The sequence below is a fragment of the Ideonella sp. sgz306126 genome (genome assembly GCF_056032705.1).
The window spans coordinates 474,904-500,324 of sequence record NZ_JBVYWP010000003.1; the positions used below are offsets into that span (position 1 = coordinate 474,904).

Here is a 25,421-nt window from a genome sequence, read left to right on the forward strand (position 1 = left end):
ATGACCACTGCGGCCAACCCACTCGCAGGCGCTGCCGGCGACGAAGTGACCGGCGAAGCCATTGCGCTGCCGAACATGACGGGTCTGCACGCGCGGCCGGCGGCGCTGCTCGTGGCCGTCGCCAAGAAGTTCAAGTCCGAGATCCGGCTGGTGCGTGGCAGCGAGGAGGTCAACGCCAAATCCGTCGTGGCCATCCTCGGTCTGGGCACCCAGCAGGGAGACGCGCTCCGCGTCCGAGCCCGGGGCGACGACGCGGCGCAAGCCGTCGACGCCGTCTCCGAGATGCTGCGCGAGGGCTGCGGCGAGCAGCGTCCCATCGAAGCGAAGGCGGGCGCCGAGCCGCTGCCGGCACCACGCGGTGCCGCGCAGAAGCCGGCCGATGCGCTGACCGGCGTCTGCGGGTCTGCGGGCCTGGCCGTCGGACGCGTCGTTCAATACCGCCCGGACGACATCTTTGTCGCCGCGGTGGCGGGGACCGTGGCGCGCGAACACGGCAAGCTCGAGGCGGCGCTCGAGCAGGCGCGTGCCCAGATCACGGCGCTCAAGCTGCAGCTCGGCGACCTCACCGGCACCCAGGTGCTCGATGCGCACCTCGAATTGCTGGTCGACCCGGGTCTGATCGACCTCGCGCTGAGCGGCTTGGCGCGTGGAGAAAGCGCAGGCCAGGCCTGGCGCGCGGCCTTCCAGCAGATGTCGGCTCGGGTCGAGGGCCTCGAAGGCGCACACAACGCGCTGCTTCGTGAGCGCGGCAACGACATCCGGGACGTGGGCCGGCGCGTGCTGTCGTTGCTGGCCGGTGTGACGCCGGCTCGGATCGAACTGCCGGACGCTGCCGTTCTCGTCGCCGAGGAACTCACGCCCAGCGACACCGCGGCGCTGGACCGCAGCCGGCTGGTCGGGATTTGCACGACCCGGGGCGGCGCGACCAGCCACGTCGCCATCCTGGCGCGCTCTTTCGGCATTCCCTTGCTGTGCGGCGTCGAGCACGACGCCCTGTCGCTGGCCGATGGCACGCTGGTCGTGCTGGACGCGGATCAAGGCCTGCTTCGCCACCGGCCGTCCGGCGAGGACCTCTCCCGTGCCAAGGAACTGGCCGCCCACCGTGCCGCCCGCAGCGCCCGGGAACGGGCCTGCGCCCATGAGGCCGCGGTGACGTCGGACGGCGTGCACATCGAGGTCGTGGCCAACGTTCGCAACGAGCACGAAGCAAGCGAGGCCATGGCCCTGGGCGGGGAGGGCGTGGGCCTGTTGCGGTCCGAGTTCCTGTTCGACGATCGCCACACCGCGCCGGATGAGCAAGAGCAGGCCGCCGCCTATGCGGCCGTGGCGAAGGCCGTGGGGCCGCGAAGCAAGCTGGTGATACGCACGCTGGATGTGGGCGGCGACAAGCCGCTGTCCTACCTGCCGTTGGCGCCGGAAAGCAACCCCTTCCTGGGTCTGCGCGGCCTGCGCGTGAGTCTGGGCCATCCGCAGATGTTTCGCACCCAGTTGCGGGCCATCCTGCGGTGTGCCGGGCAGGCCCGGCTGCACGTCATGTTTCCGATGATCTCGATGCTGGAGGAGTTGCGCGAGGCCAAGGCGATCCTCGCGCAGGAAGTCGCTGCCGCTGGGCACCCCGACGTCAAGGTCGGCATCATGATCGAAGTGCCGTCGGCGGCGCTGCTGGCGGAATCGCTCGCGCGCGAGGTCGACTTCTTCTCGATCGGCAGCAACGACCTGACCCAGTACACGCTGGCGATGGACCGCGGCCATCCCCAGCTGGCGCCGAAGCTCGACGGTCTGCATCCCGCCGTGCTGAAGATGATTGCGCTGAGCTGCGAAGGGGCCGCCCGGCACGGCAAATGGGTCGGCGTGTGCGGCGGCCTGGCCGCGGACCCGATCGCGGTTCCGGCCTTGATCGGCCTGGGCGTGCACGAACTCTCGGCGCCGGCACCGACACTGCCGGCCATCAAGGCGGTGGTGCGGCAGCTGTGTGTCGCCGATTGCCGGTCGATGGCGCAGCAACTCCTGCAACTGGGAACCGCGGGCGAAGTGCGCGCCCGCCTGGCCGCGTTCGCGTCCTGACGGCGAACCCGAGCTCGCCCCCCTTGATCCAGATGCGGCGAGCTGCCCGCTGAAACCCGACACCGGAACCTGACCACGCCATGAATGTCCTCGGATATTTGCAGAAAATCGGCCGCGCCCTGATGGTGCCGGTGGCGACGCTCCCCGCGGCGGCCATCATGATGGGCATCGGCTACTGGATCGACCCGACGGGTTGGGGCGCGAACAGCGCCGTGGCCGCCCTGCTGATCAAGGCCGGCGCGGCGATCATCGACAACATGCCCCTGCTGTTCTCGGTGGGCGTGGCGTACGGCATGTCGAAGGACAAGGAAGGCGCGGCGGCGCTCGCGGGCCTGGTGGGTTATTACGTGCTGACCAGCCTGCTGTCGCCCAGCGCCGTGTCGCTGATCCAGGGCATCCCGCTGGAACAGGTGCCCAAGGCCTTCGGCAAGATCAACAACCAGTTCGTCGGCATCCTGACCGGCGTGATCGCGGCGGAGTTGTACAACCGCTTCAGCGAAGTGGAGCTGCACAAGACGCTGGCGTTCTTCAGCGGCCGTCGCTTGGTCCCGATCGTGACGTCGTTCGTCATGATCTTCGTGGCCTTCGTCCTGATGGCGGGGTGGCCGGCGATCTATGACAGCCTCGTGGTCTTCGGCGTGCGCATCAAGGACCTGGGGCCGGCGGGCGCGGGCATCTACGCCTTCCTCAATCGGCTGCTGATCCCGATCGGCCTGCACCACGCGCTGAACTCGGTGTTCTGGTTCGACGTGGCGGGCATCAACGACATCCCGAATTTCCTCGGCGGCGCCAAGTCGTTGGCCGAAGGCAAGGCGGTGCTGGGCGTGACGGGCATGTATCAGGCGGGCTTCTTCCCGATCATGATGTTCGGCCTGCCCGGCGCCGCACTCGCGATCGTCCACACGGCGCGGCCTGAGAACCGGGCGCGCGTCGCCTCGATCATGCTAGCCGCAGCCTTCGCGTCGTTCTTCACGGGCGTGACCGAGCCGCTGGAGTTCTCGTTCATGTTCGCCGCGCCCCTGCTGTATGTGCTGCATGCCGTGCTGACCGGCGTGTCGGCCTACATCGCCGCGTCGATGCACTGGATCGCCGGCTTCGGCTTCAGCGCCGGCCTCGTCGACATGGTGCTGTCCTCGCGCAACCCGCTGGCCGTGCGCTGGTACATGCTGCCGCTTCAAGGCCTGCTGTTCTTCGGCGTCTACTACGTCGCCTTCCGCACCGCGATCACAGCGCTGAATCTGAAGACCCCGGGACGCGATGACGACGGGGAGGCTCCAGCGATGCCTGCGGTGACCGTCGCCGCCGGCGATCATGCGGCGCTGGCGCGGGCCTACCTGGACGCCGTCGGCGGAGCGGCCAACCTGTGCGACGTGGATGCCTGCATCACGCGGTTGCGCCTGAAGGTCCACGACGCGGAGCGGGTCGATGTCGCCGGTGCCACGCACCTGGGCGCCAGCGGCGTCATCAAACTGAACCGGCAGAACGTGCAGATCGTCGTCGGGCCGACCGCCGAACTCATCGCCAACGCGCTGCGCCAGGCACTGGCGGCAGCGCCTGCAGCGTCTGCACCACCTGCACCACCTGCGCCACCTGCGCCACCTGCGCCACCTGCGCCACCGACCGTCCTTGACACGCCAGCCTCTCCGGTGGCCGTCGACCACGGCGAGACCCTGATCCTGGCGCCCGTGAGCGGCGAGGTGGTGAGCTTGAGCGACGTGCCCGACGCGGCCTTTGCCAGCGGCGCCGTCGGCACCGGCGTGGCCATCCGACCCAGCGACACGAAGGTCGTCGCGCCCTGCAATGGCAAGCTGGTGAGCATCTTCGGCACCAATCACGCCTTTGCGATGGTGACGGACAACGGTGCCGAACTGATCGTGCACGTCGGCATCGACACCGTGAAGCTGGGCGGTCGGGGCTTCAAGCGCCTGGCGCAAGCCGGCAGCGACGTGAAGGCCGGCGATCCGGTCCTGGAGATCGACCTCGACGTCCTGCGCGCCGATGCGGTGTCGACACTCAGCCCGGTGGTGCTGTCCAACGCCGACGAGTTCGGGCCGTTGACGGAGATCGCCGCCGGCACGGTGCAGGCGGGACAGACGGTGTTGTTCAAGTTCAGGAAAGCCTGAGCGGCCTGTCGCGGACAGGGGGATGGCCGGACGATCGATGTCGCGGGCGCCCCCACGGAACACGGGACTCCCGGAGTCCCGGCGGAATAGGGAAAGCGGGGCAGGAATGAGAACGCACGGGCGGCACCGGATGCCTTGGAGATTTCTGACGGCGATGGCGCTGTGGCTGGGCGCGGCGCTCGCGTCGGCGGCGCAGGTCGCGGCCGATGCCCCGTTGAAGCTGCGTTGGGAAGTGCAGCGCAGCGTCTTCACGGCCGATGCCCCGGAGGGCCGTTCCTGGTCCTCGTTCACGCTCACCAATCTCGCCCCCCAGGCGTTGCCCGCGCGGGGCTGGGCCCTCTACTTCAATTGCATCGCGGGGGTCGACACGAAGGAGGTGCAGGGGCCGTTCGTGATGGAGCGTGTCGCCGGCACCTGGTACCGCCTTCGGCCCGGCCCGGGATTTCCGGGGTTGCCGGCGGGCAAGAGCACGCGCCTGTCCTTCTTCCATCCGGAGGTGATGGTCAAGGCGGCCAAGGCGCCCACCGGCCCCTATCTCGTGTTCGACGACGCGCCAGGCATCGGCCACCCCATCGCCGACTACGCGATCGTCCCGCTCACTCGCCCGGAGCAATGGGACCGCGGCCCCGGTGATCCGATGCCCCTCCTCACCGCGCAAGAGGTCTACCGCCGCAATGCGGGCGTCGTCGACCTGCCGGAAGACGCGTTGCCGCCCGTGTTCCCGACGCCACGACAGGTGGACAGACGCGCCGGCTCGCTGCGCCTGAGGTCTCGCCCCGACGTCGTCGGCCCGCCGGCCCTGCGGACCGAGATGGCCTCGGTCGGCCCCTTGTTCGAGCCCTACCTGGGAGCGGCAGAGCCGGGCCGCGGCACGCCACCCGTGAGGTTGGCGATCGGGCCGGTCGAGGGCCAGACGTCGGACGAAGCCTACGAGCTGGTCGTCGACCCGGTGGCCGGCATCACGATCACCGGCAGGACCGCGGCGGGCGTCGCGTGGGGCCTGCAGTCGCTGCGCGAGCTGTTGCCGCTTCGCAAGGGTCAACACACGGGTCTGACCCTGCAGGCCATGCGGATCATCGACGCGCCCCGGTTCGCATACCGCGGCCTGCAACTCGACGTTGCTCGCAACTTTCAACCCAAGGCCACGGTGCTGCGGCTGCTCGACCTGATGGCGCGCTACAAGCTCAACCGGCTTCACCTGCACCTGACCGACGACGAAGGCTGGCGACTTGAAATTCCAGGCCTGCCCGAACTCACCGACGTCGGTGCCAGACGCGGCCACACGCGCGATTCGCTCGACCACCTGCCGCCCGCCTACGGTTCAGGTCCGGCGGTGGACGATCCCCACGGCAGCGGCTACTACAGCGCCGCCGACTACATCGAGATCCTGCAGCATGCGGCCCGCCTGCACATCGACGTGATCCCGGAGATCGAGATGCCGGGCCATGCCCGTGCCGCCGTCAAGTCCATGGAGAGCCGCGCGCTGCGCCTGAGGGCGGCGGGACGCCAGGACGCCGACCAATACCTGCTCAGTGACCCGCAGGACGAGTCCGTCTACCGGTCGGCACAGCTCTACTCCGACAACGTGATGAACCCGGGGCTGGCGTCGACCTATGCGTTCATCGATCACGTCGTCGACGCGGTCGTGGCTTTGCACCGACGAGCCGGCGTGAGACTCGACACCCTTCATGTCGGCGCCGACGAACTGCCCGAAGGCGCCTGGGAGCGGTCGCCTGCCTCGCGCGCGCTGATGGCGCGCGAGAAACTCACCGGGACGGGCGCGGTGTGGGACTACTTTTACCGCCGCGTCGACCGCATTCTGCGTCGCCACGGGCTGGTCGCGTCGGGCTGGGAGGAACTCGGCGCGCGCCGGGTGATGCAGTCGGGCCGTGCCCGGCTGATCCCGAATCCGGTCTTTGCACGGAGCGGCTTCCGGCTCTACGTCTGGAACGATTTGGACGATGCGCAGGATCTCGCCTACCGTCTGGCCAACGCGGGTTACGACACCGTGCTGACGCCGGCGACGAACTTGTACTTCGACATGGCCTACAACCAGAATCCCGACGAGCCCGGGGTGAACTGGGCCGGCACCACCGATCTGCAGACGGTGTTCGATTTCGTTCCGCTGGACTTCATCCGCAGGTCGCCGACCGACCCGGTGTCCAAGCCGGGCATGGTTGCGCTGACCCCGGGGGGCCGGCGCAGGACCGTGGGCCTGGAGGGCACCTTGTTCAGCGAAACCGTGCGATCGCGCGATCTCATGGACTACCTGCTGATGCCGCGCTTGCTGGCGCTGGCCGAACGTGCCTGGGCGGCGGACCCGTCCTGGACACGGCAGCGGGACCCCGCCCTGGCCCAGCGGCTCCACGACAGGGATTGGTCGATCTTCGTGAACGAGCTGGGCAAGCACGTCCTGCCGCAACTCGATGAGCAGTTCCCCGGCGTGCAGTACCGGATCGCGCCGCCCGGGCTGGCGCTGTCCGGCGACAAGGTCTTGGTGAACCAGCAGCTCCCGGGTTTCGAATTGCGCTACACCCGCGACGGCAGCCTGCCGCAGGCGGACAGCCCGTTGGTGAATGGGCCGATCCCTGCCAAGGGCGTCATCCAGGTCTCCGCGTTCAGCCGCACCGGGCGGCACAGTGCGCCGGCGCGCATCGAATGCCGCTGACGCACCCCGCGCCGCGTCACCGAAGGAACTGCTTGATGTGGTCCGGGCCCAGCCCGACGGCTTCGTAGTGGCGTGCGGCCGCATCGGCCTTGGTGAAGACGTCTTCGTGGCCGACCGGGCGCCCCGCTTCGTCCAGGTAGGTGTAGGCGCCGGTGACGTGGAACAGCGTCATCATCTCGTCGACGTCGTCGGGCACGTACAAGGTGTGCACTTCGCCGGGGACCTCGTGGGCATAGGCCCCTTCGATGGCCGTCCAGTCGTGCTCCAGGTAGTACCAGCGGCCCTTGATGACGAAGGCGTGCACCGGCCCGTCGTGACGATGGCGTGACAGCACGCCGCACTTGCGCACGCGCAGGATGTTGACGAAATAGCCCTGGGTCACGTTCAGGATCAGCGGGCGGAACCAGACATCGGGCGCCTGCGGCACCCACTCGCGCTCGTCGTCCGCCACGGCCTGCGGCACGACCAGGTCGGGGATCGCAAAGCGCGGCAAGGGCTGATCGAAGCCGATCAGCGTGCTGGGATGGGTGCGGGTCGTGGAGGTGGACATGGGCGGTTCGCTGCGGGCCGGGGTCGGCGGATTGTGCCGCGCCCCGGCCGTCGGTGCGTCAGGCCGACAAGGCCTGCATCTCGCGATAGAGGTCGGCCTTGCCCTCGAAGCCGATGCCCGGCAGTGCCGGCAGCGTGACGAAGCCGTTGTCGACCTTCACGCCGTCGGGGAAGCCGCCGAAGGGCTGGAACAGGTCGGGGTAGCTCTCGTTGCCGCCCAGGCCCAGGCCCGCGGCGATGTTGAGCGACATCTGGTGGCCGCCGTGCGGGATGCAGCGTCTGGCCGACCAGCCGTGCTCCTTGAGCATCGCCAGCGTGCGCAGGTACTCGACCAGACCGTAGCTGAGCGCGCAGTCGAACTGCAGCCAGTCGCGGTCCGGCCGCATGCCGCCGTAGCGGATCAGGTTGCGCGCGTCCTGCATCGAGAACAGGTCCTCGCCGGTGGCCATCGGGTTCTTGTAGTAGTGGCGCAGCGTGGCCTGCAGCTCGAAGTCCAGCGGGTCGCCCGGCTCCTCGTACCAGAACAGGTCGTACTGCGACAAGGCCTTGGCGTAGGCGACGGCGGTGTCGAGATCGAAGCGGCCGTTGGCGTCCACGCACAGCTTCTGACCGTCCTGCAGCACCTCCATGATGGCGTCGATGCGGCGCAGGTCTTCATCGAGCGAGGCGCCGCCGATCTTCTTCTTCACCACCGTGTAGCCGCGGTCGAGGTAGCTCTTCATCTCGTCCTGCAGCTGCTTGTGGTCCTGGCCCGGGTGGTAGTAGCCGCCGGCGGCGTAGACGAAGATCTTGCGGTCGGGCTGGCCGTCGCCGTAGCGATCCGACAGCAGCTGGAACAACGGCTTGCCTTCGATCTTGGCCACCGCGTCCCACACCGCCATGTCGATGGTGCCGATCGCCACCGAGCGCTCGCCGTGGCCACCCGGCTTCTCGTTCCTGAACATGGCGTTCCAGATCTTGTGCGGGTCCAGGTTCTGGCCGCTGGCGTCGACCAGATCGTCGGGCCGGGTTTCCAGGATGCGCGGGATGAAGCGCTCGCGCATCATGCTGCCCTGGCCGTAGCGGCCGTTCGAGTTGAAGCCGTAGCCGACCACCGGTTTGCCGTCGCGGATCACGTCGGTGACGACCGCGACCAGGCTCAGCGTCATCTTGCTAAAGTCGATGTAGGCGTTGCGGATGGCCGAGCTGATCGGCAGGGTCTTTTCGCGGATGTCGACGATCTTCATGGTGGCTTGTCGGTGCGGTGGTGTGGAGGACGAAGCGCATCATCGTCGGCGCCTGGCCGCAGCGCCAATGCTCTTTTTTTCGTCTTTGATGTCTTGAAAGCACCGCGCTCGCCATGTCGATGAATCTCTCGTGGCTGGAGGATTTCCTGGCCCTGGCCGCGAGCGGCAATTTCTCGCGCGCGGCGCAGGAACGCCACATGACCCAGCCCGCGTTCAGCCGCAGGATTCGCGCGCTGGAGGAGTGGCTGGGGACCGAGCTGTTCGATCGCAGCAGCCAGCCGGCACGCCTCACCGCGGCGGGGGAATGGTTCAGCGACACGGCGCAGGAACTGCTCGCCCGGGTGGCCCGGGTGCCCGGCGAGGCGCGCGCGGTCGCGCAGGCCGGCTCGACCACGCTGCGCTTCGCCGCGACGCATGCCTTGTCGCTCACCTTCCTGTCGGCGTGGCTGCGCGGGCTGGAGGCGCGCACGACGATCGGCCCCGTCACCCTGGTCTCCGACGTGCTGGCGCGCTGCGAGGCGATGCTGCTGGCCAGCCAGGTCCAGTTCGTGATGAGCCACGCCCATCTCCAGTCGTCGAGCGAGCTTCTGGCGCAGGACTTTCCGTTCGTCAAGATCGGCAGCGACCGGCTGCTGCCCGTGTCCGCTCCCGATGCCGCAGGGCGTGCGCGCCATGCGCTGGCGAGCGCGACGGCCGGCTCGCCGCTGCCGGTCCTCGGCTACAGCGCCGAATCGGGCCTCGGCCGCATCCTGCGCGAGCTGCGCGGCGCGGCGCTGGAGCGATGGCCCGTGCAGGCCGTCTTCCAGGCGCACCTGGCGTCGGTGCTGCGCACCATGGCGCTGGACGGGCGCGGCATGGCCTGGTTGCCGCTGAGCCTGATCGCCGACGATCTGGCCGCCGGCGGCCTGGTCGAGGCGGCGTCGCCGGATTGGCAGATCGAGCTGGACATCCGGCTCTACCGCGACCGGGCGCCGCTGGGGCAGGCCGCCGAAGCGTTCTGGACGGCCGTGTGCGCTGCGGCCGCCTGAGCCGGGCGAGGCCTGCCCGGGCCGGTCTCGGGGCGAATCGCCTTGGCGACATCCACCGGGCCGAAGCCAGGGCACATTACGATGGCTGGCGTTTCGCTCGCACCGGGTCGATGCGATGGACGGCTGCGCGACGGGGCACCCGTGGCGCAGCGCCGGCGCGTCGGACTTCATGGAACAGGATCGATGATCAACAAGATAGCCGCCTCGATCGGTGAGGCCTTGTCCGGCGTGCAGGATGGCGCCACGGTGCTGATCGGCGGCTTCGGCACGGCGGGCATCCCCACCGAACTGATCGACGGCCTGATCGAGCAGGGGGCGCGCGAGCTGACCGTGGTCAACAACAACGCCGGCAATGGCGACACCGGCCTGGCGGCGCTGCTCGCCACCGGCCGGGTGCGCAAGATCATCTGCAGCTATCCGCGCCAGGCCGATTCGTGGGTCTTCGACGGGCTTTACCGCAGCGGCCGGATCGAACTCGAATTGGTCCCGCAGGGCAATCTGGCCGAACGCCTGCGCGCCGCCGGCGCAGGCATCGGCGCGTTCTTCTCGCCCACCGGCTTCGGCACCGAGCTGGCGTTGAACGCCGACGGCAGCCCCAAGGAGACCCGCGTCATCGGCGGCAGGCCCTATGTGCTGGAGCACCCGATCCACGGCGATCTTGCACTGATCAAGGCCGAGTGCGGCGACCGCTGGGGCAACCTCGTCTACCGCAAGGCGGCGCGCAACTTCGGCCCGGTCATGGCCACGGCCGCCCGGGTGACGGTGGCCACCGTGCACCGCATCGTCGAACTCGGCGGGCTGGATCCGGAAGCCATCGTGACGCCGGGCATCCACGTCTCGAAAATCGTGAAGATCGATCACGCCGCCACCCCGGCCGGCGGCGTCGCCACCCCGGCCTGAAGGACATCGACGCCATGACCACTCCCCCACGGCGCAGCAAGGACGAGGTCGCGCGGCGCGTGGCCCGGGACATCCACGACGGGGCCTACGTCAACCTGGGCATCGGCATGCCCACGCTGGTGGCCAACCACATTCCCCGGCACATCGAGGTCATCCTGCACAGCGAGAACGGCATCCTGGGCATGGGTCCGGCCGCGGCGCCCGGGTCGGCCGACCACGACCTGATCAATGCCAGCAAGCAGCCGGTCACGCTGCTGCCCGGCGGCGCGTTCTTCCACCACGCCGACAGCTTCGCGATGATGCGTGGCGGTCACCTGGACATCTGCGTGCTGGGCGCCTTCCAGGTCTCGGCCACCGGCGATCTGGCCAACTGGAGCACCGGCCAGCCCGGTGCCATCCCGGCGGTCGGCGGCGCGATGGACTTGGCGGTGGGCGCCAAGCAGACCTGGGTGATGATGGATCTGCTGACCAAGCAGGGCCACAGCAAGGTCGTCGAACGATGCTCCTACCCGCTGACCGGCATCGCCTGCGTCAGGCGCATCTACACCGACCTCGCCACGCTGGCCTGCACGCCGCATGGCCTGCAGCGCATCGACATGGTCGACGGCCTGACGCACGCCGACCTGGAGCGGCTGGTGGGCCTGCCCATCGCGGCCCCGGATTGTCTGTAAAATCGCGCGCTTTCCGGCGTCGGTGCCGAGGCGGACCGCCCGTCCTCTCGTTCCTTCGCCCGCCTGTCAAGGCCTCCGCGTCGCGGGGGCCTTTTCCTTTGTCAAAGGCTTGTTCCATGCGGGTCACTGCCCCATGACGATCGGTATCGCGCCCGGGTTGCCGCGCGCCGCAGTCAACAGCTCGAAGCTGGTCCACGCGCTGGCGTCCCTGGGTCTCGTCGAGGTCGCGGAGTCGAAGCAGACCTTCGGGGAGCGGCTCGGCCTGTGGCTGGACTGGACGGATGCGGTCGCGCTGTCGGCGGCGCTGCAGGGCGGCGACGACGGGCGGGCCGTGCCGGCGCGCGGCGGCACCTCGCCGTCCGTCGATGCGCTCGCCGAGACCCTGGCCCGCGTGCACCAGCGCCTGACGCGAGCGATCACCACCGACGAGCTGCTGACGGCCGGGCACGACGGCGGCCCGCGGCCCGGCGTGGCGCACGGCGGCGATGCCGACGCCGACGCCGCGCGCTACCGCCGCTGCCATGTCATGCATCAACAAGCGATGGACCGGGACCTGCGCCCGTTGCGCGCCGAGCTGCGGGCGGCCTTGTCGAACCGGTCGCCGGCCCTGGGACGGCTGGCGGCGCTGGACGCCGTGATGGAGGCGGCCCTGGCCGCACGTGAGCGCGAGCTGCTGGCCACCGTGCCCGCCTGGCTCGAACGCCACCACGAGCGCCTGCGCGACGGCGCCACCGGGTCGCCGGCCGATGGGCTGGCCGGCTATGGACAGGACCTGCAGCGCGTGCTGCTCGCGGAGCTGGACCTGCGATGGCAGCCGATCGAGGGCCTGATGCAGGCGCTTCGCCGAGAGGACGATCCCCGCTCATGAATCGACAACTTGGTGTGGCCGCCTTCGGCCTGGGCCTGATCACGGTGGGATGGGTGGCGGCCGGCTATGCCGGCGCCAGCCCGCTGGCGCTTGCGATGACGATGCTGATCGGCGCGGTCTACCTGGCGGGCGCGCTGGAGCTGAGGCGCTTCGATCAGGCCACGTCGTCGCTGGGACGGGCGCTGGCCGCCATTCCCGCGTCGCTGTCGTCGCTGGGCGATTGGCTGGACAGCGTGCCGGCGTCGCTGCAGAACCCGGTGCGCCTGCGCATCGAAGGCGAGCGGGTGGCCCTGCCAGGGCCGTCGATGACGCCGTTCCTGGTCGGTCTGCTGGTGCTGCTGGGCATGCTGGGCACGTTCCTGGGCATGGTCGTCACCCTCAAGGGGGCGGTGCAGGCGCTCGAAAGCACCAGCGACCTGTCGACCATGCGGGCCGCGCTGACCGCCCCGGTCAAGGGCCTGGGGCTGGCGTTCGGCACCTCGGTCGCCGGGGTCGCCGCGTCGGCGGCGCTGGGCCTGGTGTCGGCGCTGTGCCGGCGCGAGCGGCTGCGGGTGGCGCAGCAGCTGGACCACCGGATCGCCACCGTGCTGCGGGCCTTCTCGCTCGCCCATCAGCGGGAGCAGACGCTCGGCGCCCTGCAGTCCCAGGCCCGGCTGATGCCCGCGGTGGTCGACCAGCTGCAGGCGATGATGGCGCAGATGGACAGGCAGAGCGTGCAATGGGGCGAGCGACTGCTGGCCCAGCAGGATCGCTTCCACGTCCAGGCCACGGCGGCCTATTCGGAGCTGGCCGCGTCGGTCGACCGGTCGCTGCGGCACAGCCTGGCCGAAGGTGCCCGTGTGGCGGGCGAGGTCCTGCAGCCGGCGGTCGAAGCCACGATGGCCGGCATCGCGCGGGACACCCGCCTCCTGCACGAGCAGGTGGCCGATGCGGTGCAACGCCAGCTGGACGGGCTGTCCGTCCGCCTGGACGGCACCGTCACCACGCTGGCCCAGGGCTGGACCCGTGCGCTGGCCGAACAGGATCGCCGCAGCGAGGCGCTGGGCGAGGGCTGGCGGGCCTCGCTGGACGGCTTCCAGCACGGATTCGAGCAGCGCTCGGCATCGCTGCTGGCCTCGGTCGCGGACACGCATGCGGGCGTGCAGGACACGCTGGCGGCCACGCTGGCGAGCCTCGCGCAGACCTTCGAGCAGCGTCTGACCGCGCTGCAGGCCGAGCTCGACCAGGCCCGGCGCGCCGCGCAGGCCGACCAGGCGTCGCGCGACGAACAGCGCCTGGCGGCGTGGCGCGAATCCCTGGCGGCGACGGCGGCCACGCTGCAGCAGGCCTGGCAGCAGGCCGGCGACCAGGCCCAGCGCCAGCAGCTGCAGCTCTGCCAGACGCTGGAGCAGACCGCCCGCGAGCTCACCGCCCAGTCGCAGGCGCAGGCCCGCAGCACGATCGGCGAGATCGGCCGGCTGATGCAGGCGGCCTCCGAGGCGCCGCGGCTGGCGGCCGAGGTGATCGCCCAGCTGCGCGAGCAGCTCTCGTCCAGCCTGGCCAACGACGCCACGATGCTGGAAGAGCGCAGCCGCATCATGGCCACGCTGGCCACCTTGCTCGATGCCGTCCAGCATGCCACCACCGAGCAGCGCGGCGCCATCGATGCGCTGGTCGCGTCGTCGGGTTCCGTGCTGGAACGGGCCGGCACGCGGTTCGGCGAGCAGGTCGAGCAGGCTGCCGCGACGATGGGAGGCGTCGCCGCCCAGATCACCGGCGGGGCGATCGAGGTGGCCAGCCTGGGCGAGGCGTTCGGCTTCGCCGTCCAGCGCTTCGGCGAGTCCAGCGACCAGCTGGTGGCGCAGCTGCAGCGCATCGAAGGGGCGCTCGATCAATCCCTGGCGCGCAGTGACGACCAGCTGGCCTATTACGTGGCGCAGGCGCGGGAGATCATCGACCTGAGCATCCTGTCGCAAAAGCAGATCGTCGACGACTTGCAGCAGTTCTCCCGCGGCCCGGCCCGCCTGGCCGGCGAGCTCGCGTGATGGACGAGCTCGACGCCGGCATGGAGCACGCCACGCCGGTCTGGGCCGTGTTCGGCGACCTGATGGCGGGCCTGCTGGGTGCTTTCGTGCTGATGCTGATGTGCGTGCTCGGTGCCCAGATGCAGCTGGCGAGCACGCTGGAGGCCGAGGTCCGCAAGCGCCACGCCGAGGAGCAGCAGCGCCAGACGCTGGAGCAGGCCCTGGCGGTGCCGCTGGCCAGCGGGCGGGTGACGTTGCGCGACGGGCGCATCGGCATCCGCGGCAGCGTGCTGTTCTCGCTGAACTCCGACCAGTTGCAGCCCGAGGGCCGGCAACTGCTGAAGAGCCTGGCGGCGCCGCTGACGGCCTACCTGCGTGCCAGCGGCGAACTGCTGATGGTCAGCGGCTTCACCGACAACCTGCCGGTGCGCCAGAGCAACGGCCAGTTCACCGACAACTGGGAGCTGTCGGCCCAGCGTGCTTTGACGGTGACCCGGGTGCTGATCGAAGAGGGGCTGCCGTCGTCGGCGGTCTTCGCGGCCGCGTTCGGTCCCGAGCAGCCGGTGGCGTCGAATGCCGACGGCGCGGGCCGTTCCCAGAACCGGCGCGTCGAAATGGCGCCGGTGCCGCGATCGGCGGGTGGCAACGCCCGGCCCCATGGCTGACGCGGGGCTCCCGGCGGGGGCCGGCGACGCGCCCCTCGATCCCGGCCTGACGATCGAGGCGCTGCGCGCACGGGGGGCGCACCGCGCCGATCCGGTCCGCTTCCGGTTCATCGAAGCCTTCGCCCGGCGGACGGCCGCCCACCGCGGCGAGGCCCGGCGAGTGCTCGATGCCCGCCTGGCCCAGTTGTCGAGCGAGTGCGCCCGGCGACTTGACACCGTTCCGCCCGAATCCCCTGGCGTCCGGCCGGACCGGCCGACCCTTCCAGCGCCACGGGCCGAACTCGTCCGCCAGACCGCACGGCTGTCGTCCGAAGGCGGGGCGCTGGACCCGTCCGGCACGGCGGCGGCCCCGCTCGGCGCACCCGCCGAACTGAAGGCCTTGCGGTATTTCAGGGGCACCTGGTCCCGGCTTCGGGTCGATCAGCAGCTGAGCCGGTCGCTGGCGACGCTGCCGGAGAACGCGGGCCCGCTCAATTCGCAGCGCCTTGTGCTCCAGGCGCTGCAACAACTGCGGGACCTCGCACCGGATTACCTGGAGCGGTTCATGTCCAGCGTCGATGCCTTGCTGTGGCTGGACCAGGCCGGCCTGGAGCGCGCCGCAAGGCCGGGCCGGCCCGGCCGCGGCGAAGGCGACAAGCCGCGCAGGCCCGGCCCGGGCCGATCGGCGCCGCCGCGCCGCGGCTGACGCGCGGCCTCGGAACGGCCCACGGCCATCGCGGAGCCCCCGGCGATGCGCAGGCACCGTGGGGCGCCGCCCCGCATCAGGCGATGAAATGGCCGGGTTGTCTGTCTTTCATCCGTGGTTTGACGTGCTCGCCTTTCCAGACAATTCGATCTCAGCAGGCCGGCTGCTGCCGGCATGGTCCCGTTGGACGCATGGGGTGGGTGACTTGGCCGGCACGCTGTCGTCGCTCATCGCGCGCGCATGCTTCTGACCGGAGCGGGGCGCCGCGCAGCGGCGCAGGACCCACCGGATTCCATCGCAGAGGCCCCCGCCATGAGAGACAACCAGCCCGTCACCCAGCGCGAGTTCGAGTTGGCCGACAACGCGACGCTGATGTCGACCACGGACGCCAAGGGCCGCATCACCTACGCCAACGCCGCGTTCATCGAGGTCTCCGGGTACAGCCGCGAGGAACTCCAGGGCCAGCCGCACAACGTGGTCCGGCATCCCGACATGCCCAGCGAGGCGTTCGCCGACATGTGGGCCACGCTCAAAGGCGGCGAGCCCTGGACCGGCCTGGTGAAGAACCGCCGCAAGAACGGCGACCACTATTGGGTGCGCGCCAGCGCGGTGCCGGTGATGCGCGGGGGGCAGCCCATCGGCTACCTGTCGGTGCGCACCAAGGCCTCGCGCGAGGAGATCGCCGCGGCCGAGTCGCTGTACCGCGAGATCCGCGAAGGACGGGCCGGCGGCCGGCGCCTCCACAAGAGCCTGGTCGTGCGCAAGGGGGTGCTGCACACCTGGCAGCGCTGGCGGCAGATGCTGTCCACGCGCGGACGCATCCGCCTCACCATGGCCGCCATGGTGCTGGCCTGCATCGTCTTTGGCGCGCTGCTCGGCCTGAAGTCGTTCGATCTGCTGAAGCTGGCCGGCCTGTGCGCCGGGGCGGGTGCGGTCGGCTCGTGGATCTTCGAGCTGCAGTTCGCCCGGCCGCTGGAATGGCTGCGGCGGCAGGCGCTGGGGGTCGCCACCGGCGCGGCCCGCGATGTGACGCCGATGGACCGCGTCGACGAGATCGGCATGGCGATGCGCACCATCAGCCAGCTTGGCCTGATGTTCCGCTGGATCATCGACGACGTCCGCCAGCAGGTGGTCACGGTGCAGACGGCGACCCACGAGATCGCCCAGGGCAACACCGACCTGAGCGGCCGCACCGAGCAGGCGGCGGCCAGCCTGCAGCAAACCGCTGCCTCGATGGAACAGATGACGGCGACGCTCCAGCACAGCGTCGCGACCGCGCAGCAGGCGAGCCAGCTCTCGGTCTCGGCCAGCGACGCGGCGACGCGCGGCGGGACGGCGGTCTCGCAGGTGGTGGCGACGATGAGCGACATCACGTCGAGCTCGAAGAAGATCGCCGACATCATCGGCGTGATCGACGGCATCGCGTTCCAGACCAACATCCTGGCGCTCAATGCCGCGGTGGAGGCGGCGCGCGCGGGCGAGCAGGGGCGCGGTTTCGCGGTGGTCGCGTCCGAGGTCCGGTCGCTGGCGCAGCGCTCGGCCGGCGCGGCGCGCGAGATCAAGACCCTGATCGGCGCCAGCGTCGAGAAGGTCGAGGTCGGCGCCCGCCTGGTGGACGACGCCGGCAAGACGATGGACGACATCGTGGACCAGGTCCGGCGGGTCTCGGGGCTGATCGGCCAGATCAGCTCGTCGACCACCGAACAGGGCGCCGGCATCGCGCAGGTCGGGCAGGCCGTTTCGCACCTCGACCACATCACGCAGCAGAACGCGGCGCTGGTCGAGCAGGCGGCGGCGGCATCGCAAAGCCTGCGCGAGCAGGCCGGCCATCTGGTCGAGGCGGTGGCCGTGTTCCGTTGACCGCGCCCGCCGTCCCCAGGGTGCATTCGTGAGTGACGTCGACGCCCAGATCGAGGCCCGGGTCGCCTTGGACCGGCTGCGCCTGTTGTTCAGGCAGTCCTTCATCGCCAATTTCGGCAGCTTCATCGGTGCCTGCCTGCTGGGCGGATTGCTGTGGGAGGCCGTCGATCACGTCCTGATCAGCCGCTGGCTGGCGCTGCTGGCCGCCAGCAGCGTGGTGCGGCTGGCGGTGTTCGTGGCCTACCTGCGTGCGCCCGAGGCCGACCGCACCCCGGACCGCTGGGAGCGCCCCTACTGGATCACGCTGCTGAGCTCCTCCACCGTCTGGGGCCTCGGCGCGCTGGTGTTGATGGCCCGCGGCGATCCGTTGACGCAGGTCCTCGTGCTGTTCTTCGCCATCGGGATGGCCGGCAGCGCGGTATCGGTCTACACCGCCTACCGCTCGATGACCCTGGCGGCCATGGCGATCGTCCTGCTGCCGGGTACGGTCTTCCTGCTGTGCCAGCCGACCGCGATGCAACGCGGGCTGGCCGTGGCGGCGCTGCTGTTTTCCGGGTCGGTCGTGCGAGCGACGCGCGTGCTGTCCGACGCCTTGCAGACGGCGTTCCGGTTGACGCACGAGCTGGACCGGGCCCACGAGATCGCCGTCAGCGCGGCGCGGACCGACGTGCTCACGGGGTTGAACAACCGACGGGCCTTCGTGGAGCGTGCCGAACAGCTGTTCTGCGAGAGCCGGCTGTCCCGGCGGCCCCAGTGCGCGCTGGTGATCGACATCGATCATTTCAAGCAGATCAACGACCGCCACGGCCATGCGGTGGGCGACCTCGTGCTGTCCACGGTGGGGGCGTTGTTGCGGGCGCGGTTGCGGCATTCCGATCTCTGCGGCCGGCTCGGCGGCGAGGAGTTCGCCGTGCTGCTGCCGGACACCGGGCCGGGCGCCGCGATGGCGGTCGGCGAACAGCTGCGCAGCGCGATCGCTGCGCTGGACATCGAGGCGGCCGGCGGGCGAAGGGTGCGCCTCACCGCGAGCCTGGGCCTGGCCGCAGGCCGCCAGACCGACGATCTGCAGAGCCTGCTGATGCGTGCCGACCAGGCCATGTACCGGGCCAAGGCCGACGGCCGCGACCAGGTGGCCGGCCTGCAGGCCGAGTCCTCCGAGTCCTCTTTGCACGTGCCCTCCATCACCGCGTCCTGAGCGTTCGCCCGCGATCCGGCGGAGATGGGAGAGGCGAGATCGGAATACTGTATATTTGTACAGTCTTGTTCCCGGTCTTGCGTCTTGCGCCGCGCGGGCCCCTCCGGTGTCCACCCTGTGATCGAACCCTCCATGGCAACCGTTCTGGCAACCGCCCTGCCGGGAGGCGTCGACCCGTCGGCGGCGCCGGCCTTCCCGCCGCGCCGCGCCGCGCCGGCCTGGCCTGCCGAACTGGCGTCGGCCCTCTGGCGTGGCAGCGAGATGGCGTCCCGGCGCTCGGCCGTCGTGGCGAGCGGCTTCGAAGCACTCGACCCCGAGCTGCCCGGTGGCGGTTGGCCCTGCAACGCGCTCACCGAGGTGCTGAGCCCGCAGCCCGCGGTGCTGGAGTGGCGCCTGCTCGGGCCGGCGCTGCGCCGGGTCGTGTCGGCCGGGGGGCAGGTCGTGGTCGTCGGTCCGCCGAGGGTGCCGCACCTGCCGGGATTACGGCATGCGGGCATCGACGACCGGCACCTGGTCTGGGTCCAGGCCGAGACCCTGGCCGAGCGCCTGTGGTGCACCGAGCAACTGGTCCGCTCCCAGGCCTGCGGCGCGCTGCTGGCCTGGCTGCCTCAGGCGCGGCCGGAGCAGGTCCGGCGCCTGCAGGTCTGCGCGCAGGGCTGCGACGGCCCGGTGTTCCTGCTCCGGCCGGCGACCGCACGGCGCGAGGCCTCGGCGGCGCCCCTGCGCGTCATGGCGACCTTCGATGTCGACTGGGCGGTGCAGGTGCAGGTGTTCAAGCGCAGCGGGCCGGTGCACGACGGCTGGCTGCGCCTGCCCTGCGTGCCCGGCGGCCTGTCGTCGGTGCTGACGCCGCGCCTGCAGCGGCCCAGCCGCTTGATCTCTTCCCGTGTTCCTGCCGAGGTGCCCGATGCTGTGGGCCGCGCTGTCCCTCCCGCCCGGCCCCGACGCCACGCCGCCGTCCCGTGACGCCCTCGAGGCGTTGGCCGCCTGGGCGCTCCAGTTCACGCCCCGGGTGGCGCTGCGCGACGAGGCCATCGTGATGGAGGTGCAGGCCAGCGTGCGCCTGTTCGGCGGCCGGCGGGCCTTGCGCGACCGGGTGGTCCAGGAAGGGGCCGAACTGGGGGTGGCGGCCGTGGCCTGGGCAACCAACAGCCTGGCCGCGCTGGCGCTGGCGCGGGCCGGCATCGAGAACGGTTTCAGGCGGCCCCTGCCGGTGCTGCTGGAGGCCTTGCCGATGGAGACGCTCAGCGCCGTCCAACCGCACCGGGCCACGCTGGCGCGGCTGGGCTGCCGGACGCTGGGCGACCTGCGGGCCTTGCCGCGCGGCGGCCTCGTCCGGCGCTTCGACCCGGCGCTGCTGGCCGCCCTGGACCAGGTCTACGGCCTGCAGCCCGAGGTTCATGACTGGGTGGCGCTGCCCGAGCGCTTCCAGGCCCGGCTGAGCTTGCCCTGCCGCGTCGAATACGCCCCGGCGATGCTGTTCGGCGCCCGGCGCCTGCTGCTGCAGATGGGCGGCTGGCTCGCCGCCCGGCAGTCCGGCATCACGGCCTTCGCGCTGCGCTGGGCGCATGACTCGGTGCGCGCCCGCCGGGCCGGCGAGGGCGGCGAGTTGATCCTCCGCACGGCCGAACCGACCCGGGACATCGAGCACCTGTGCCGCCTGCTGGCCGAGCATCTGGCCCGGGTCGAGCTGCAGGCACCGGCCGGCGACCTGATGCTCGACGCGCTGGAGCTGCGGCCGCTGGCACCGCCCAGCGGTTCCCTGTTGCCCGATCCGGCGCGCAGCGGCGAGTCCCTGTCCTGGGTCCTGGAGCGCCTGGCCGCCCGGCTGGGGCCGGCGCGGGTGCTGTGCCCGGTGCTCGCCGAAGACCACCGGCCGGAGTGGATGCAGCACTGGCAGCCGGCGGACCGGGCCGTGCCGCGCAAGAACGCCGAGCCACCGGACCTGCCTCAGCCGACCTGGCTCCTGCCGCAGCCGCTACCGCTCGCGGTGCGCGGGCACCGGCCGCTGTACCAGGGCGTGCTGCACCTGCTGACCGGCCCGCACCGGGTCGAAGGCGGTTGGTGGCACCGCCTGGGCGATGGCGGGCCGGCCGCCACGGCCCATGTGCAGCGCGACTACTGGGTCGCACTGAGCGAGCGCGCCGGCGTGCTCTGGATCTACCAGGAACGCCTGGCGAACGAGGCCAGCGCCTGGTATTTGCACGGCGTGTTTGCGTGAGGGCAAGCCATGGCCCGCATCCCCGAATACGCCGAGCTGCGCTGCGTCAGCAACTTCTCTTTCCTGAAGGGGGCCAGCCAGCCGGAGGAGTTGGTGGCGCGCGCCCTGCAACTGGGGTACCGCGCGCTGGCGCTGACCGACGAATGCTCGATGGCCGGCATGGTGCGAGCCCACGTGGCGGCCCGGGCCGGCGGGCTAAAGCTGCTGGTCGGCAGCCAGTTCCGGGTCGAGCCGGAGGCCGGCGGGACCGCCTTCGACCTGGTCGTGCTGGCCTGCAACCTGAACGGCTACGGCAATCTGTGCAGCGTCATCACGACGCTGCGGCGCAGCTCGGAAAAGGGACGCTACCGGTTGTCGCCGTCCGGGATCGACGGGGCGGCGCTGGCCGACTGCGTGGTGCTGGCCGCCCCGCAGCGTTCGGCCACGCCGGAGCAGTTGCTGACCCTCGCCCGCTGGATGCTGACCCACTTCACCGGCCGCTGCTGGCTGGCGGTGGAATTGCTGCGCCAGCTCGACGACGAAGCCTGGCTGCACAGGCTGCGTCAGGTCGGCGAGCTGACCGCCATTCCGCTGGTGGCCAGCGGCGACGTGCACATGCACGTGCGTTCGCGCAAGGCGCTGCAGGACGTGATGACCGCCACGCGCGTCGGGCGGCCGCTGACCGACTGCGGCCACGCGCTGCAGGCCAATGCCGAGCGCCACCTGCGGACCCGGCTGCGGCTGGCGCAGACCTGCCCGGAAGACCTGCTGGCCGAGACGCTGAACGTGGCCGCGCGCTGCGCGTTCTCGCTGGAGGAACTGCGCTACCAATATCCGGACGAGGTGGTGCCGTCCGGCGAGACGGCCACGTCCTACCTGCGCCGCATCACTGAGCAAGGGGCAGGGCGTCGCTGGCCCGGCGGCGTGCCGGCTCCGGTGCAGGCCCAGATCGAGCACGAGCTGGGCCTGATCGCCGAGCTGCGCTACGAGCACTACTTCCTCACGGTCCACGACATCGTGGCCTTTGCGCGCTCGCGCCGCATCCTGTGCCAGGGGCGCGGCTCGGCGGCCAACTCGGTGGTCTGCTACTGCCTGGGGATCACCGAGGTCGACCCGGCCCGCCTGGCCACCTTGTTCGAGCGCTTCATCAGCAAGGAGCGCAACGAGCCGCCGGACATCGATGTGGATTTCGAGCACGAGCGGCGCGAGGAGGTCATCCAGTACCTCTATGCCAAGTACGGCCGCGATCGCGCGGCGCTGACCGCGGTGGCCATCACCTACCGGCCCAAATCGGCGCTGCGCGACGTCGGCAAGGCGCTGGGCTTTCGGCCGGAGGTCGTCGATGCGCTGGTCAAGGGGCAGCACGGCTGGGACGGCCTGGAGCTGAGGCCCGAGCGGCTGGCCTCGCTGGGCTTGTCGACCGAGGATCTGGCGGTCCGGCAGCTGGCCCAACTGGCCGGCCAGCTCATCGGCTTTCCGCGCCACCTGTCGCAGCATCCGGGCGGTTTCGTGCTGACGAAAGGGCCGCTCTCCCGCATGGTGCCGATCGAGAACGCGGCGATGCCGGACCGCACGGTCATCGAGTGGGACAAGGACGATCTGGATGCGCTGGGCCTGCTCAAGGTGGACGTGCTGGCGCTGGGCATGCTGACGGCCCTGCGCAAGTCGCTGGACCTCATCGGCCAGCGCAAGGGGCGCGACTTCGTCCTGCAGGACATCCCGCCGGAAGACCCGGCCACCTACGAGATGATCTGCCGTGCCGACACGGTGGGCGTGTTCCAGATCGAGAGCCGGGCCCAGATGAGCATGCTGCCGCGGCTGCGCCCGGCCTGCTTCTACGACCTGGTGATCGAGGTCGCCATCGTCCGGCCCGGGCCGATCCAGGGCGGCATGGTGCATCCGTACCTGAACCGGCGCCAGGGCAAGGAGCCGGTGAGCTACCCGAGCGCGGCCCTGAAGCAGGCGCTGGGGCGGACCCTGGGCATACCGGTGTTCCAGGAGCAGGTGATGCAGGTCGCCATCCTGGCGGCCGGTTTCACGCCGGGGGAGGCGGACGGGCTGCGGCGCTCGATGGCGGCCTGGAAGCGCAAGGGCGGGCTGGAGAAGTATTACGACAAGATCGTCGACGGGATGACTTCGCGCGGCTACGACCCCGCCTTCGCCGAGGCCATCTTCGAGCAGATCAAGGGCTTCAGCGAGTACGGCTTTCCGGAAAGCCATGCCGCCAGTTTCGCGCTGCTGGTCTATGCCAGCAGCTGGATCAAGCGGCACCACCCGGCGGAGTTCCTGGCGGCGATGATCAATTCGCAGCCGCTGGGCTTTTATTCATCCGGCCAGCTGGTGCAGGACGCCCGGCGCCATGGCGTGGAGGTGCGGCCCGCCGACGTGATGCACAGCGACCTGGATTGCACGCTGGAGGGCCTGCCGGACCCGCCGGCCGTGCGGCTGGGGCTGCGGCTCGTCGGCGGCCTGTCACGGGCCTCGGTCCGGCGCCTCGTCGACGCCAGGCGCCAGGCCCCGTTCGACAGCGCCGGCGACCTGGCCCGGCGGGCCGGCCTGGATCAGCGAGAGATGACGCTGCTGGCCGGTGCCGATGCGCTGACGAGCCTGTCCGGCCATCGGCGCCAGCAGGTCTGGGCGGCGGCGGCGCTGCGCGCCACGCCCCCGCTGCTGCGCGAGGCGCCGGTGCACGAGGCCCCGCTGGCCCTGCCCGTTGCGCCCGAGGGCGAGGAGGTGGTCTGGGACTATGCGGCCACCGGGCTGACGCTGCGGCGGCATCCGTTGGCGCTGCTGAGGCCGCGGTTGGCCCGGCACGGGTGGCTGTCGGCGGCGCAATTGCGCGACCTGCCCGACGGGCGCCTGGTGCGGGCCTGCGGCATCGTCACGGTCAGGCAGCGGCCCGAGACCGCGCATGGGGTGACCTTCGTGTCGCTGGAGGACGAGACCGGCGATGTGCAGGTGATCGTCTGGCGCAGCCTGCGCGAGCGCTTCAGGGCCCCGCTGCTGGAGGCCCAGCTGATGGCCGTCAGGGGCCGCTGGCAGCGCGAGGGCGAGGTGCGGATGCTGGTGGCGGGGCACCTCGAGGACCTGACGGCCTGGCTGGGTCGGCTGGCGACGCAGAGCCGGGATTTCAGGTAGGCCCGCCGGGACCGGGACGACCCCCTGCCTGCGAAGGCCGGGCGCCCGGTCCGCAGGCGTTCAGAACCAGCACCACAGCTGGCGCAGCCAGCGCGGGACCCGGCCGGCGGACGCGGGGCGGTAATGGGCACGGTACGGCAGCTGCATGGTCGACTCCGAAGACTGTATGAAAACACAGTATATCGGCCGGCCTCCGCCGTGCCAAGCGTCCGCCGACCTGGCCCGCTCCCTCAGCGCGCCGTGTCGCCGTCGCTCAGGGTCTGCAGGAAGGCGATGAGGTCCTGGACGTCCTGCGCGCTCATCGCCGGGGCCTGCCCCGGGTGGCGGTCGAGCGGCGCGTCGACCGTGTCCACGTTGGCCCGGTAGGCGGCCGGCAGGTCATTGAACTTCAGGACCCTGCCGCGGCGGTCGGGCGGGTAGATTTTTTGCGGCGCGATGTCGCGCTGGTTGTAGAAGTCCAGCACCTGGGCCAGCGTCTGGAACGTTCCGTTGTGGAAGAACGCATGCCGCGTCGCGACGTTGCGCAGCGACGGCGTGCGGAACATGCCGCAGTACTGCGTTTGCGTGCGCAGGTCGGTGCGGTACGGGCCGCACAGGCCCAGGTCGGCATAGGCCGCATCGCGGTTGGCCGGGATGGCCGGGTTGCGCGGCACGCCCAACGCCTCGTACTGGCCGTCGGTGAACAAGGGCGGCAGGTGGTCGGCGGTCGGCCGGTCCGGATGGCAGGCCGCGCAATTGCCCTTGGCGGGGTCGTTGAAGGCCTGGTAGCCGCGCGCCTCGGCCGGCGTCAGGCGGGCCCGGCCCTGCAGCCAGGCGTCGTACTTGCTGGTGAACGGGTGAAAGCTCGGGTCCTCGATCTGGAAGCGGCCGATGGCGAACAAGGCCTCGGCCAGCAACTGCGGCGGGTTGCCCAGGATGCCGGCGCCGAAGATCTGCGTGAACTGCGATGCGTAGCGTGCGCTCCTGAGCTGGGCGGCGACACGGGCGACGCTGCCGGCATCCATTTCGAGCGGATTGAACAGCGGGCCGCTGGCCTGCTGCTGCAAGGTGTTGGTGCGGCCGTCCCAGAACAGGCCGCCCTGCGGCACCCGGTTGGTGGCCGCGGCCTGCGGCTGGCGGGCGCTCTTGGGGGCGTTCGACGACGAGGCCGAGGCCGCCACCGGCTGGAGTGCGGCCGATTCGCTCTCGGCGTTCTCCGGCCCGATGCTGAAGGCCGGCTGGCGGTAGAGGTACCTCAGCGAGGGCACGGCCCGCCGGCCGGCCTGGGCCAGTCCCTTGCCGCCGTACATCACCGCACCCGAGTCCGCCGGCGGACCGTAGGCCCGGCGCGGGTCATGGCAGGACGCACACGACTGCCGGCCCGAGCCCGACAGCGCGGCGTCGAAAAACAGCTGCCGGCCCAGCTGGGCGACCGCGCTCAACGGTGCCGACGCCGGCAGCGCCAGGACCATCGGCGCGGGGTTGCGGCCCTCGGCCAGCGCGTCGGGGTGGGGGGCGGCGTGGCTGTCGCAGCCGGCCAGCATCAGCCCACTGGCGCTGACGGCGGCGGCGATCATCATGAAGCGCAACGACACGGGA

At 70.9% G+C, this 25,421-nt stretch carries 18 protein-coding genes; 15 read left to right on the forward strand and 3 right to left on the reverse strand.

The genetic code is table 11. The annotated features are described in order from the left end of the window. The 3 genes from ptsP to AC0N04_RS10645 all read left to right on the forward strand — a co-directional run bounded on the left by ptsP (window position 1) and on the right by AC0N04_RS10645 (window position 6,855). On the forward strand, window positions 1-2,064 hold the full coding sequence (gene ptsP / locus AC0N04_RS10635) for a phosphoenolpyruvate--protein phosphotransferase (protein ID WP_474281335.1): 2,064 nt from the start codon (window positions 1-3) through the stop codon (window positions 2,062-2,064). Between the two features lie 80 nt (window positions 2,065-2,144). Beyond that, window positions 2,145-4,187, forward strand: a complete 2,043-nt coding sequence (gene nagE / locus AC0N04_RS10640; RefSeq protein ID WP_474281337.1) for an N-acetylglucosamine-specific PTS transporter subunit IIBC — start codon at window positions 2,145-2,147, stop codon at window positions 4,185-4,187. A gap of 130 nt (window positions 4,188-4,317) precedes the next feature. Next, window positions 4,318-6,855, forward strand: coding sequence for a family 20 glycosylhydrolase (locus AC0N04_RS10645; RefSeq protein WP_474281339.1), 2,538 nt, complete (start codon window positions 4,318-4,320; stop codon window positions 6,853-6,855). 16 nt (window positions 6,856-6,871) lie between these two features. Here AC0N04_RS10645 and AC0N04_RS10650 read toward each other — a convergent pair whose 3' ends face one another. Then, the gene (locus tag AC0N04_RS10650) at window positions 6,872-7,405 is read right to left on the reverse strand and encodes a 2,4'-dihydroxyacetophenone dioxygenase family protein (RefSeq protein WP_474281341.1); all 534 of its coding nucleotides are present in this window, start codon (window positions 7,403-7,405) and stop codon (window positions 6,872-6,874) included. A 58-nt stretch (window positions 7,406-7,463) separates the two neighbouring features. Beyond that, window positions 7,464-8,630 (reverse strand): mandelate racemase/muconate lactonizing enzyme family protein, encoded by a 1,167-nt coding sequence (locus AC0N04_RS10655; RefSeq protein WP_474281343.1) that lies wholly within the window; start codon window positions 8,628-8,630, stop codon window positions 7,464-7,466. Between the two features lie 113 nt (window positions 8,631-8,743). Here AC0N04_RS10655 and AC0N04_RS10660 point away from each other — a divergent pair, with 113 nt between their 5' ends. The 12 genes from AC0N04_RS10660 (at window position 8,744) to AC0N04_RS10715 (ending at window position 23,843) form a co-directional block, all read left to right on the forward strand. Continuing rightward, window positions 8,744-9,658: a LysR family transcriptional regulator gene (locus AC0N04_RS10660; RefSeq protein WP_474281345.1), complete on the forward strand. Its 915-nt coding sequence runs from the start codon at window positions 8,744-8,746 to the stop codon at window positions 9,656-9,658. Window positions 9,659-9,841: 183 nt separating this feature from the next. After that, the gene (locus AC0N04_RS10665; RefSeq protein ID WP_474281347.1) at window positions 9,842-10,558 is read left to right on the forward strand and encodes a 3-oxoacid CoA-transferase subunit A; all 717 of its coding nucleotides are present in this window, start codon (window positions 9,842-9,844) and stop codon (window positions 10,556-10,558) included. A 14-nt stretch (window positions 10,559-10,572) separates the two neighbouring features. Then, the gene (locus AC0N04_RS10670) at window positions 10,573-11,229 is read left to right on the forward strand and encodes a 3-oxoacid CoA-transferase subunit B (RefSeq protein WP_474281349.1); all 657 of its coding nucleotides are present in this window, start codon (window positions 10,573-10,575) and stop codon (window positions 11,227-11,229) included. Between the two features lie 133 nt (window positions 11,230-11,362). After that, window positions 11,363-12,097 (forward strand): DUF3348 family protein, encoded by a 735-nt coding sequence (locus AC0N04_RS10675; protein WP_474281351.1) that lies wholly within the window; start codon window positions 11,363-11,365, stop codon window positions 12,095-12,097. Further along, on the forward strand, window positions 12,094-14,121 hold the full coding sequence (locus AC0N04_RS10680; protein ID WP_474281353.1) for a DUF802 domain-containing protein: 2,028 nt from the start codon (window positions 12,094-12,096) through the stop codon (window positions 14,119-14,121). Before AC0N04_RS10675 ends, AC0N04_RS10680 begins: the two co-directional genes overlap by 4 nt. Next, entirely contained in the window at window positions 14,118-14,765 is a 648-nt protein-coding gene (locus AC0N04_RS10685; protein ID WP_474281355.1) for an OmpA family protein, read from the forward strand. Before AC0N04_RS10680 ends, AC0N04_RS10685 begins: the two co-directional genes overlap by 4 nt. After that, window positions 14,758-15,450: a DUF2894 domain-containing protein gene (locus tag AC0N04_RS10690; protein WP_474281357.1), complete on the forward strand. Its 693-nt coding sequence runs from the start codon at window positions 14,758-14,760 to the stop codon at window positions 15,448-15,450. Before AC0N04_RS10685 ends, AC0N04_RS10690 begins: the two co-directional genes overlap by 8 nt. A gap of 312 nt (window positions 15,451-15,762) precedes the next feature. Then, a complete protein-coding gene (locus tag AC0N04_RS10695) occupies window positions 15,763-17,310 on the forward strand; it encodes a methyl-accepting chemotaxis protein (RefSeq protein ID WP_474281359.1) in 1,548 nt (515 codons plus the stop codon). 28 nt (window positions 17,311-17,338) lie between these two features. After that, window positions 17,339-18,505, forward strand: a complete 1,167-nt coding sequence (locus tag AC0N04_RS10700) for a GGDEF domain-containing protein (RefSeq protein WP_474281361.1) — start codon at window positions 17,339-17,341, stop codon at window positions 18,503-18,505. Window positions 18,506-18,637: 132 nt separating this feature from the next. After that, entirely contained in the window at window positions 18,638-19,471 is an 834-nt protein-coding gene (gene imuA / locus AC0N04_RS10705; RefSeq protein ID WP_474281363.1) for a translesion DNA synthesis-associated protein ImuA, read from the forward strand. Continuing rightward, window positions 19,413-20,726, forward strand: coding sequence for a Y-family DNA polymerase (locus AC0N04_RS10710; protein WP_474281365.1), 1,314 nt, complete (start codon window positions 19,413-19,415; stop codon window positions 20,724-20,726). The genes imuA and AC0N04_RS10710 overlap by 59 nt, the downstream gene beginning before the upstream one ends. A gap of 9 nt (window positions 20,727-20,735) precedes the next feature. Further along, entirely contained in the window at window positions 20,736-23,843 is a 3,108-nt protein-coding gene (locus AC0N04_RS10715; protein ID WP_474281367.1) for an error-prone DNA polymerase, read from the forward strand. 230 nt (window positions 23,844-24,073) lie between these two features. Here AC0N04_RS10715 and AC0N04_RS10720 read toward each other — a convergent pair whose 3' ends face one another. Then, window positions 24,074-25,411 (reverse strand): cytochrome-c peroxidase, encoded by a 1,338-nt coding sequence (locus AC0N04_RS10720; RefSeq protein ID WP_474282047.1) that lies wholly within the window; start codon window positions 25,409-25,411, stop codon window positions 24,074-24,076. Window positions 25,412-25,421 lie beyond the last annotated feature (10 nt).